The organism is Rikenella sp. (assembly GCF_056799795.1).
Genome location: NZ_JBQIQO010000029.1, coordinates 19,572 through 30,829 on the forward strand (window position 1 = coordinate 19,572; position 11,258 = coordinate 30,829).

7 protein-coding genes are annotated in these 11,258 nt (G+C 60.7%); all 7 read right to left on the minus strand.

All coding sequences use genetic code 11. The features are described from left to right. Positions 1–59: 59 nt before the first annotated feature. Positions 60–1,076 carry an NAD-dependent epimerase gene (locus ACTO3O_RS07605; RefSeq protein WP_297830876.1) on the minus strand — a complete coding sequence of 339 codons (1,017 nt, stop codon included), beginning with the start codon at positions 1,074–1,076 and terminating at the stop codon, positions 60–62. Beyond that, a complete protein-coding gene (locus tag ACTO3O_RS07610; RefSeq protein WP_297830874.1) occupies positions 1,073–2,698 on the minus strand; it encodes an ArnT family glycosyltransferase in 1,626 nt (541 codons plus the stop codon). Before ACTO3O_RS07610 ends, ACTO3O_RS07605 begins: the two co-directional genes overlap by 4 nt. Next, the gene (locus ACTO3O_RS07615) at positions 2,674–3,357 is read right to left on the minus strand and encodes a lipid-A-disaccharide synthase N-terminal domain-containing protein (protein ID WP_294594476.1); all 684 of its coding nucleotides are present in this window, start codon (positions 3,355–3,357) and stop codon (positions 2,674–2,676) included. Before ACTO3O_RS07615 ends, ACTO3O_RS07610 begins: the two co-directional genes overlap by 25 nt. Positions 3,358–3,375: 18 nt before the next feature. Continuing rightward, complete coding sequence (locus ACTO3O_RS07620) at positions 3,376–4,113, minus strand: glycosyltransferase (protein WP_297830872.1); 738 nt, start codon at positions 4,111–4,113, stop codon at positions 3,376–3,378. 975 nt (positions 4,114–5,088) lie between these two features. Then, entirely contained in the window at positions 5,089–7,389 is a 2,301-nt protein-coding gene (locus tag ACTO3O_RS07625) for a family 20 glycosylhydrolase (RefSeq protein WP_297830870.1), read from the minus strand. A 39-nt stretch (positions 7,390–7,428) separates the two neighbouring features. Next, entirely contained in the window at positions 7,429–7,776 is a 348-nt protein-coding gene (rbfA, locus tag ACTO3O_RS07630; RefSeq protein ID WP_294592996.1) for a 30S ribosome-binding factor RbfA, read from the minus strand. A gap of 1,120 nt (positions 7,777–8,896) precedes the next feature. Then, positions 8,897–11,032 (minus strand): protein-disulfide reductase DsbD family protein, encoded by a 2,136-nt coding sequence (locus ACTO3O_RS07635; protein WP_297830214.1) that lies wholly within the window; start codon positions 11,030–11,032, stop codon positions 8,897–8,899. Between the last annotated feature and the right edge of the window lie 226 nt (positions 11,033–11,258).

The window sequence follows — 11,258 nt, forward strand, 5'->3', positions numbered from 1 at the left end:
CTCGCGTAAAGTCAGACCAAGTCCAGACACGAGGGTGAAATCTTTGTAGAATCTTATCGTTACAGGCCGTGATATTGCCGGTACCAGGCACAAAATCGGTCGATGCCTTCCTGCAACGGGGTCGAGGGACGATAGCCGAAATCCCGCTCCAGGGCGGTCGTGTCGGCATAGGTGCGCACGACGTCGCCCGGCTGCATCTCGGTGAACTCTTTCACGGCTTCGCGCCCTGCCGACCGCTCGATCGCGCCGATAAAATCCATCAAGGGAACCGGTGCGCTGTTGCCGATGTTGTAGACGGCTGTCCGCACGCCGTGGCGGTTCGCTGCGGGCGGCTGCGAGACGACGGCGCAGACGCCGGTCACGATGTCGTCGATGTAGGTGAAGTCGCGTTCCATCCGGCCGTGGTTGAAGACGCGGATCGGACGGCCTTCGGTGATGGCGCTCAGAAAGAGCCACGGGGACATGTCGGGGCGTCCCCAAGGGCCGTAGACGGTGAAAAAACGGAGGCCGGTGGCGGGAATCCCATAAAGTTTCGAGTAGGCGTGGGCCATCAGTTCGTCGGACTTCTTGGTCGCGGCGTAGAGGCTCACGGGACGGTCGGTCATGTCGCTCTCGGCGTAGGGAACTTGCTCGTTCAGCCCGTAGATGCTGCTGGAGCTGGCGTAGACCAGATGGGCTACCGGAAAGTGGCGGCAGGCTTCGAGGATATTCAGAAAACCGACGACGTTGCTCTGAATGTAGGCGTACGGATTCTCGATCGAGTACCGCACGCCGGCTTGTGCGGCGAGGTGGATCACGGCGTCGAAATGCTCGGTCTCGAAGAGGCGGTCGATAAAGGCTTTGTCGGTCAGATCGGCCCGGACGAAACGGTAGCTGTTCAGGGTGTGGCTGGTGGCGAAGTGGCGGTCGGCGGGTGCGGAGGCGATACCCGAGGCGGCCAGACGGGCGTGTTTTAGCTCGACGGCGTAGTAGTCGTTCAGGTTGTCGAGTCCGACGACCTGGTCGCCTCGCTCGCAGAGGCGGTGGATGGTGTGGAAGCCGATGAAGCCGGCGGCACCGGTTACTAATATCTTCATGGTTGATCCGTTGTCTCGGCCCGGTCGAACACGCCGAATGCGTAGTTGCCCACGCGGTGGACTTCCCGGCCCGAAAATGCGCGGGTCAGGGCTTCGTCGTAGCCGATCCGGGAGCGGTAGGTGATGACGATGCCGTGTTGCAAGGTGTCGAGTGTTTCGGCGGAAAGACTTTCGGCGGGAAGGCCTAAGTAGGCGTCGATGTTTTCGGCGCGGCTGATGCCGTAGGTGTAGTAGCGGTCGATCCCGGCGGCGTCACCGACGGTTTTGGCGGCGCCGCAGACGTCGCCCATCCCGATGTAGCTGTTGAACCGGGGCAGGGCGAACGAGAGGACGAAAAGGGTGGCGAGGATGCCGCTGCCGAGCAGGGTGATGGCGGGGTAGAGTCGTCCGCGCCACAGCCGGACGAGGCTCCACACGGCGGCGACGGACAAAACGGCGGTGCCGATGGGTACGAAGAGGGATTCACGAACAGGCAGCTCCGGGGCGAGGTAGCCGACGATGAGCCAGGCGGGAAAAGCGAGGGCGAGTACGGCTGCTGGAATCCCGATGAGCCAGCGCATCCAGCCGCGGGTACCTTCGCGGGCGCTCCACAGGAGGGCGAGGTAGATAAAGAAGGGAAAGGCGGGCAGCAGGTAGATCTGGATTTTGGAGCTGACGAGAGAGAGGACGCCGAAGGTGGAGAGGGCGACGACGAGGAAGAAGCGTTCCAGGTCGGTCGCGGCGGTCTGCCGCCAACGGCAAAGGCCCCACGCGAGAACGCCGATGGCGAAGAGCGACCACGGGGCGAGGGAGTACCAGATCGAAACGGCGTAGTACCATACGGGCGCTTTGTGGTGGAAGGCGTCGACGGCGCGGCCGGCGGTCTGTTTCACCAGCAGGTTGTCCAAATAGGCGGTGCCGCCTTCGAGGTACACGGCGCCGAACCAAAGCAGGCAGAGGCCGAGCAGAATGCCCCAGGTCTGCCAGCCCCAGTAGCGTCCGATGGTTCGCCAGTCGCGGCGAATCGCCAGAAAGAGGATGACGCTCACCAAGGGGACGAGTATCCCGACGGGTCCTTTGGAGAAGATGGCGAGGAATACCCAGACCGGAAACAGCCATCGGTCGCGGCGCAGGTGGCCTTCGCTGTCCGAGGCGCCGCTGTACAGCCGCCAGAAGGTGTGCAGGGCGAGGACGATGAAGAGGCACATGAGCATGTCCATCCGCAGAATGACGGCGGCGCCGAGGAAGTAGACGCTGGTGAAGAGCATCAGTTGTCCGGCGAGCCGGGCCCGGGGATCGATGACGAAGGGGCGCACCCAGCGGTTCATCACGCGGAGAATCAATAGGGCGGGTACGGCCGAAAAGAGGCTCATGAAGCTCATCAGGGCGCTGAGGTTGTGCCCGAAGAGTGTCCGCCCGAGCATCAGCATCCAGAGGAAAAGCGGCGGTTTGTCGGCATAGGCTGTGCCGTGGTTGTAGAAGGTGAAGAGGTGGCCGTCGCGGATGGCTTCGTCGGCGATGCTCAGATAGCGGAGTTCGTTGTTCCGGGTGAGGTCGCGGAAGAGAAAGAGGGGGAGGATGGCGAGGAAAAGAAGCAGGTAGCGGCTCCAGTCGGTGCCTATCGTGTCGAGGTGTTTTCGCATGGTCGGTCGTTGCTGTCGGAGGCTGTGGCCTGAGCGGTGCGTTGTTTGTTGAAGATGATGATGTTACGGGTGTAGACGAAGGCGCCGGTGAGGTGCCCGAGGATGAGGGGGTACATGTCGCCGCGAATCAAGGCGTAGGCGATGATGATGGTGGAGCCGGTGAGGCTGATGAGCCAGAAGCCGAGCGGGAGGATCGATTCGCCGCGCTGTCGGGAGTACCACCATTGGTAGACGAAGCGGAGGGTGAAGATGATTTGTCCGCCGGTGCCGAGGGCGATGAGCCAGCCGGGGAGGTCGCTCTCGATGAAGAGGTGGGCGAGGAAGTCGCTCCAGTTCAGGGCGATCCACAGGATGCCGGCCAGCGGCAGGGCGAAGATGGTCCAGCGGATCGGGGGCCAGAGGGTTTTCCAGGCTCGACGGGCGTTGAGGTTCCAGATGTAGATGTAGTAGGTGACGAATTGCCCGAGGATGATGGAGAAGTCGTTCCGAAGCCAGCCGTAGAGGCAAAAGATGCAGGCGGCGACGAGGCTGATCTGCCAGAAGATGGTGGGCGAGAGGACGCGCCGGGCGCGTTCGCTCAGGATCCACTGGACGAAAAACCGGGCCGAGAAGAGCAGCTGGGCCAGGTAACCTAAACTGTCGATGGCGAGCGGGTGCATGGGGGGACGGAATACGGACTAAAGGTTGGTGTCGCCGGTGCGGTAGTCGATGTAGCGTTTGCGCATCCACCGGTAGGCGAAGCAGTCCATGAAGGGGCCGGCGAGCCGGTTCCAGAGGTGGTATTTGGACTGGCCGGCGACGCGGGGGAAGTGCCTTACGGGCACTTGCTTCACGCGTGCGCCCTGGAGTTGGATCAGGGCGGGCAAAAATCGGTGCATGCCGGTGAAGAAGGGGATTCGCTTGGCGTAGTCGGTACGGAGGACTTTCAAGGGGCAGCCGGTGTCTTCGACGCCGTCGTGGGTCATCATCCGCCGGAAGCCGTTGGCGATCCGGGAAGACATGTTTTTCACGAAGGAGTCTTTCCGGCCGGTGCGGATACCCATAACCATCTCATATTCGCCCATATGGGGCAGCAGGAGGTCGAAGTCTTCGGGGGCGGTCTGAAGGTCGGCGTCCATGTAGCCGACGTATTCGGAGTAGGTGGCGTCGATGCCGGCTTTCATGGCGGCGCTCAGGCCGCTGTTCCGGGCGAGGTCGAGCCAGTAGAAGTGGGGGTTGCGTCCGCAGATCTCGCGCAGCCGCTCGCCGGAGCGGTCTTTCGAGCCGTCGTTCACGAAAAGCGCGCAGGCGGGCTGCCCTCCTGCTGTGGTTGCGGGCAGGTAGGCCCGCAACCGTTCTTCGAGGGTATATATGTTGTCTTCTTCGTTGTAGACGGGTACGATGATGGTGAACCGGTAGTCGGCCGTTTTATTCATGGGATAAGGGGTGTATTTCGCTGGCAAAGGTAACATTTTCCGGCGATTCCTCGCGGTGTGGGGGCTTTGTCTCGGGGCGGGGCTGTCTGGTGCGGGCGGCGCCGCTGTCTGTTGGGTTCGGGCCGCGCGCTCGGGGGGCGGCCCGAAAGCCCAGCGCGCAGGCCCGGCGGCTCAAAGAGCCGCAAGAGCATGGCCAACAGTTCGTCTTGATTCTGCCGGGTTCGGCCTGTCGCCCATCCCCCCCGAGGCGCTCCGCGCCTGGGCGACAAGGCCGACGGTTCGGAGAACCGCAAAAGCATAGCCAATTTGTTTTTGGCCGCAGCCAGCGGAGAACGAACATTAAGGCCGAGGCGGCCAGTAAAAGACGCTGTGCGTCCCCTCCGCATCCGAGGGCTGCGGGACGACCGTTAACACGGGGACTTAGCTATTCGCTCACAGCCTATAGCAATTCGCCGCCAGCGGTGAATGCAACGAGCCCCGTCGAGTTGCAGTCCGCCGCGTGGGGTGGCGGCGGACTGCGCGGCTCTGTGAGCCGCAAAAGTTCGGCTAAAAGCACTGCCCCGTATCGGCCTCACTGCGGCTCCGCTGTCGCTCCGCCGCACTTGCCGTCGCCCGCTGGGATTTCATCTCGATTTTGCTGACGCAAAATGAGCGAAATTCCTCTTTAAGCGGGTGGGCGACGGATTTTTGCTCGAAGTCGAGTTTTTTCGCGCGCCTGCGCGATTCATTCTATTTCGGCTCACCGCCGAAATAGTTGAATCGCTTCTTTAGGCGGGGCGCGCGGTCTAGGCACTTCCCGGCTGGAACTGTTCTTTCTGTGAACAGAAAGAACCAAAGAAACTTTAGAGCGCATCCCTGCGGGATGCTTTGGCCGTGTCTGCCCGAATAAGACAAAAACCAGCATCGATATGGCAGCTTCTACCTCGGTTCTTGGTTCGGTTGCCTGTCGTGGCGCGAACGAGGCGGCAGGCCGGATCAGTGCTTCAGACCGGTCAGGGTGTGGAGCTCCGGTTCGGACGGGGTGGCCCAGCGCAAGGTGAGCTCGCCGCCGTTGTTCATGTCGAAGTATTCGACGCGAAGACGGTGCCATCCCGCGGCTAAGGCGCGCTGGGCGGTGCGGGTCACAGGGCCGTGAGGGCCGTCGTTGTCGATCAGCAGCTCGTCGTCCAAGAAGAGCCGCGATCCGTCGTCGGACATCAGTTCGAAGGTATAAATCCCGCTCTCGGGGGCTTCGAGGTAGCCGGTGTAGATCAACCCCAGCCATTCGGTAATCCGCGGAGGAATCGCCACGCTGTCGAGGGTGTAGCTCCGCACGGCTTTCGCCCGTTCGATCTCTTCGCATTTCCGCCCGCGGAAGTCGTGATAGAGCATCCGGACGCCGTTCTCTAACTTGCGGTCGGGCAGGGGCTGGGCCGGTGAATAGATCTCTTTCCGATACTCGGCCCGTTGCATGGCGCCTGCGGTGCCGTCCGGCCGGAAGGGACGGAAAATGAAATGGGTCGATTCGGTCACGGTGATCGGCCCGGTGTACAACGGCGATTCGAGGGTGGGGAAGGTGCCGTCGGTGGTGTAGCGCACGTCGATGTTCGGCAGCAGGCACTCGATTTCGACGGTGGTGGTGTCGGCGAAGACGTTGAGGTCGTTGAAGCCGGTCAGGTCGGGTATCCGGTAGTTGATGCCGCGGCGATCCAGGTAAGGCGCCTGGGCGGCGAACCGCTGTTCGAAGTCGGCCCAGTTCTTGGCTTCCGGACGGGCCCATGCCATCTCGCTCAGGGCGAGCATACGGGGCATCACCTGATATTGCATCCGTCGTTCGCTCGGGATGCGTTCGCACCAGACGTTCCCCTGTACGCCGCGAATCCGGGCTTGTTGCTTCGGCGTGAGGTGCCATTCGGCCCGGTAGGCGGTGGGTTCGGTTTCGTAGATCCGTTTCAGGTCACGGCCCTGTTCGATGAAGTCGAGGTAGAGCAGGAAGTCGGGACAGATGATGACGTCGTTGCCTTGGGCGGTGGCGGTGGTCACGGCGCCGGGGGCCCAGTCGCGCCACCACATGACGGTGGCGGTCGGCGAGAGGCCGCCTTCGACGATCTCGTCCCAGCCGATCATCTTTTTGCCGTTCGACCGGAAGTGGGATTCCATGTCGTGTACGAACCAGGCCTGAAGTTCCTGTTCGTCGGCGAGGCCGTAGGTCTTGATCCGGGCCTGGCAGTCGGGACAGTTTTTCCAGTTGGTCTTTTCGACTTCGTCGGCGCCCAGATGCACGTATTCGTAGGGGAAAAGGGAGAATATTTCGCTGTAGACGTTCTTGGCGAACATCAGGGAGGAGTCTTTGCCGGGGCAGAGGGGGGAGGAGAAGCTCTTTCCCCAGGAGGATTCACCGGTGCAGGTGATCCACGGGTAGCCTTGCTGGGCGCCCATCAGGTGGCCGGGCATGTCCAGTTCGGGGATGACGTCGATGCCGCGGGCGGCGGCGTAGGCGACGATGTCGCGAATCTCGGACTGGGTGTAGAAGCCGCCGTAGAGGGTGTCGCCGTTTTCGATGCGGAGCAGTTCCTCGGGGAGCTGCATGTCGGGATTGTCTTCACGCGCGGCCATGGCGAGGCATTCGCGATCCTGGCTGTTCAGTTTCCGCCAGGCGCCGCTGTCGGTCAGCAGGGGGTATTGTTTGATCTCGATGCGCCACCCCTGGTCGTCGGTCAGGTGCCAGTGGAATTTGTTGAATTTGTAGGTGGCCATCAGGTCGAGGTAGCGTTTGACCTGGTCGACGGTGTAGAAGTGGCGGCTGACGTCGAGGTGCATGCCGCGCCAGTCGAATCGAGGGGAGTCGCTGACGGTGATGTAGGGGATTCGGCTGTCGGTCGGGTCGACGGGGACGAGCTGGCGCAGGGTGGCTATCCCCATGGCTACGCCGCGCGGACTGGCGCCGCGGATGACGATGCCGTCGCGATCGACGGTCAGGGTGTAGGCTTCGGGATTCGGGTCGTCGAGGCCGAGGCGAAGGTTGATGTTCCCGGTTTCGGCTCCGGGGGCGGTTTCGAGTTGAAGGGCGGAGGAGCTCCGCAGGGCTTCGGTCAGGTAGTTCGCTACGGGCTCCAGGGAGGAGTCGGCGGAGATGGTCATGCCGCTTTTCAGTTTATAGTTTCCGTCTCCGCGGGTGACTGAAACGGGCTGGGGGATCAGTCCGGCTTCGGGCAAGGGGAGGGGTTGACGACCGCAGGAGTTGCCGAGAAGCAGCATTAAGCCACAGGCGAGAGGGGCGAGCAGGGTGGTTTTCATGGTGTGTCCGGGGTAGGTTGTCTGGGTGTGTGGGTGGGGTTATTCCTGAATCAGTTTCTCGATGCGTTCGACGTATTCCAGGGAGTCGTCGATGGCGAAGGCGATTTCGGGAACGATCCGGAGTTGGTTTTTCACGCGTTTCCCAAGTTCGAAGCGGATGGTGCCGGCGTGGTCATGCAAGGCGGCGAGGATCGGGGCGCCTTTGTCGAAGGGGAAAACGCTGAGGTAGATTTTCGCAAAGCCGAGGTCGGGGCTGACGCGTACTTTCGATACGGTGACCATGGCGCCTTGTACGAGATGGCGGGCTTCTTTCAAAAAGATGTCGCTGAGGTCTTTCTGTATCTGGCGGCCGACTTTCTGCTGTCGGGTGGTCTCTTCTTTTTCCATATATATGAATAGTGTTTGTTGTTTGAGTCTTGCGGAGCGTGAGGCGTAGCTATTACAAGAGTTTACTTTGGGTTTCCTCCTCGCGCTCGGCAATATTGGGGTAGAGGCTGCCGATTGCCCACCGCGGGGCCCCACAGGGGCTTTTACTAGGGTTATCACTGCCTTATTTAAGCGGGGCCTGCCCGGCCTGAGGGCAGTTCCATCCGGCAAGAATTTCCGCGGGCGACCTAAAAAGGCGTTAAAACCCCGCGCGCTACGCCTTAGGAGGGAAATCGTCAAAATGTGTCAGCGCATTTTGACAAGATTTCCCCGGAGTGCGAGAAAAACACAGCCCAAGCCCTGCGGCTCGAAGAGCCGCGCGGGCCGGAGCCACCCCAGGCGTAGGCCTGCAACTTCGCAGAGCTCATTTCCGGCCTCGCTGGCTCCGGCCGGCTTTGGATCGAGGCTGCCTTACGCGCGCCTTGGGAAAATCTTATTCAAAAATGGAAAACGCTTTTGAATGATTTTCCTGTTAAGGCGTCGGCACGCGATTTGGTTTGAGGGTACTGTCCTTACGCCGGACGGGCGGTGCCTCCCGGCACTCAGAATGGGCAGCCTCAGCCCCAATTCTTTGTCCGCGCGCCTTGGGGAAATCTTGTCAAAATGCGCTGACACATTTTGACGATTTCCCTCCTAAGGCGTGGCGCGCGGTCTGAGCTTTGTCCCGCCTCAAACTGTTCTCGTTGGCTTCGCCTTCCTCCTCGCCGCTCGGCAATTGGCAAACTGCGTTTGCATTGCACTCGCTGGCAGCGTCGGTTGTGAACAAAGAGAACCAGAAAAACTTTCGACGGATGCTGACGCATCCTCAAACTGCCTCTACCCCAATTCTCTGTCCGCGCGCTGGCGGAAATCTTATTCAAAGCGCAAGACACTTTGAATGATTTCCTACTCCAGCAGTCGCGCGCGGTTAGGCTAAGAAGGAATAGTAACGGCCGCCCGCCATGACGCGAACGCGTCGGCCAGGCAGGCCCCACTTAAATAAGGCAGTGATAACCCTAGTAAAAGCCCCTGTGGGGCCCCGTGGTGGGCGAATGGCTGTGTCGGCCCAAATCTTCGCCCCGTTCTTTGTTCGTGCCTGTCGCTACTGCGCGTTGCGGCGGTAGGCCTGAAGCCCGGATTCCAAAAAGTTGATGAAGCCGTTCACGTTCAAATCGTATGACCGAGGGGTCACCAACGGCTTCTCGTCGTTGTTCAGCAGCACGTAGTAAGGCTGGGCGTTGATCCCGAAGCGTTCGATCTGGAAGGCGGCGTTGATCTTGCCTAAGGTCTTCCGCACTTTCCCGTCGGGGGTGGTCACCCAGTCGCTCTCCGGCAACTGCTTCTTGTCGTCCACGTAGAGGGCGATAATCACATAGTTGTCGCGCAGCAGCTTCTGCACGGTCGGATCGCTCCATACGTTGGCCTCCATCTCGCGGCAGTTCACGCAGCCGTGGCCGGTGAAGTCGAGGAAAACAGGTTTCCCCACTGCGCGGGCATATTCCATCCCTTGTTCGTAGTCGAAGAATCCCTCCAAGCCGTGAGGCAGATGTAGGAAGTCGCTGTATTTCGGCGCACCGCCTTCGATTTTTGAGCGGTCGAGCGATGACACCGCCCCTCCGCCGGATACAGACACACCGCCCGCCGAAGAAGCCGAAAGGTTGAAATCCATCGTGGAGAGCGGCGGCAGATAGCCGCTCAAAGCCTTGAGCGGCGCCCCGAACATCCCCGGAATCAGGTAAACCACGAATGCAAACGTAATAATCGCCAAAAAGAGCCGCTTCACGCTCACGTATTTCGTGTCGCTGTCATGGGCGAATTTCAGCTTGCCGAGCAGGTAGAGGCCGAGCAGGAAGAAGATCACGACCCAGAAGGCGATGTAGACTTCGCGGTCGAGCAGCCCCCAGTGGTAGGTCTGGTCGGCGACACTGAGGAACTTGAGCCCCAGCGCCAATTCGATAAAACCGAGGACTACCTTCACCGAATTGAGCCACCCGCCCGATTTGGGCAGGTTCTTGAGCAGCGAGGGGAAGAAGGCGAAAATGGTGAAGGGCAGTGCAAACGCTGCCGAGAAGGCGAGCATGGTGAAGATGGGTTCCCAGATCGCGCCCTGGGTCGATTTCACGAGCACGGTGCCCACAATCGGCCCGGTGCAGGAGAATGACACGAGCACGAGGGTCAGGGCCATGAAAAAGACGCCGACGAGGCCTCCTTTGTCTGCTTTGGAGTCGCTCCGGTTGACGAGTTTCGAGGGCATGGTGATCTCGAACGCGCCGAAGAACGAGGCGGCGAAGATCATGAAAATCAGGAAGAAAAGAATGTTCGGCAGCCAATGTGTGGCCAGCCAGTTGAAGATGTCGGCCGTCACCGAATCTCCGCCCACGAAGTAGGTGATGAGGATGATGGCGGCGATGGGAAGGGTGTAGAGGGCGACGATCGAAATCCCATAAAAGGTGGCCATAAAGCGCCCTTTTGCCTTATTGTCGCTCCCTTTCAGGAAGAAGCTGACGGTCATCGGAACCATCGGGAAGACGCAGGGGGTCAGCAAGGCTGCAAAGCCCCACAGGATGGCTTCGATGATGATGGTCCAGAAGCTTTTGCTTTCGTTCCGTTCGAGCCCTGCGAAAGAGGTTTCGCCGGAAACGGCGGTGGTGTCGGCGGTCGCCTCAGGGGTCACGAAGATGGCTTCGTCGCGCACCATCTTTCCTTCGGGATCCGCTGCGGCGGGCTGGTCGAGCGCGGCGGGGAGGGTATCGAGTGCTTCGCCGGCTGCGGGTGTCGGCGGGGTCAGGGTGAGGGTGAAGTCTTCGTCGGTGGGGGGCAGGCAGCTTTCGTCGTCGCAAACTTGCCATTCGACGTTCCCTTTGATGGTGACGGGTTTACCGGCTGCGATGAGCTGGGGGGAGAATTTGAAGCGTTGCACGAATTTCGCGGAACGGGCGAAGTAGCCGATCTCCATGCCGAAAATCTCGTCGTGTACGCGGGTCGGTGCCGGGCTCTGCTGGATGCCGCCGTCGAGCGAAACGCCGTTCGGCAGGGTAAAGGTAAAGGTGGTGGCGTTGGGCCCTCCGTCATACGGCCCGATGTCGTACATGTGCCACGGCATGTCGATGTCGGCGGTCATCTCGGCTTGCTGGCCGGTGGCGGTGAAACGCCAGCTCACAGGCTGTTCGACCTGGGCGTGGGCTCCCGTCCCGAAAATCCCGAGGAGCAGGGTGGCGAGGGCAATTCTCAATCTCATAAAACGATGTTAGGTTCTGGTAAATATATATGTGCGGTTTTTTGTGACTCTTTGGTGACAGGCTGGAACCGTACCTTTCTTGAAAGAAAGGTATCCAAAGAACTTTTGCAGAGGTCGTCCCGGTGGGCCGACCACGGGTTCTCTTCGCCTTGTTTCGTTGGGCTGTGGTTTTCCGGCGGGGGCGCATTGGGGTAATACTCGCATTATAGCGCCCCGCCGAGAAAAC

Excerpts from the sequence above, each read along its gene's own strand:
- ACTO3O_RS07605 (WP_297830876.1), bottom strand. The coding sequence starts at position 1,076 with ATGAAGATATTAGTAACCGGTGCCGCCGGCTTCATCGGCTTCCACACC.
- ACTO3O_RS07610 (WP_297830874.1), bottom strand. The coding sequence starts at position 2,698 with ATGCGAAAACACCTCGACACGATAGGCACCGACTGGAGCCGCTACCTG.
- ACTO3O_RS07615 (WP_294594476.1), bottom strand. The coding sequence starts at position 3,357 with ATGCACCCGCTCGCCATCGACAGTTTAGGTTACCTGGCCCAGCTGCTC.
- ACTO3O_RS07620 (WP_297830872.1), bottom strand. The coding sequence starts at position 4,113 with ATGAATAAAACGGCCGACTACCGGTTCACCATCATCGTACCCGTCTAC.
- ACTO3O_RS07625 (WP_297830870.1), bottom strand. The coding sequence starts at position 7,389 with ATGAAAACCACCCTGCTCGCCCCTCTCGCCTGTGGCTTAATGCTGCTT.
- rbfA (WP_294592996.1), bottom strand. The coding sequence starts at position 7,776 with ATGGAAAAAGAAGAGACCACCCGACAGCAGAAAGTCGGCCGCCAGATA.
- ACTO3O_RS07635 (WP_297830214.1), bottom strand. The coding sequence starts at position 11,032 with ATGAGATTGAGAATTGCCCTCGCCACCCTGCTCCTCGGGATTTTCGGG.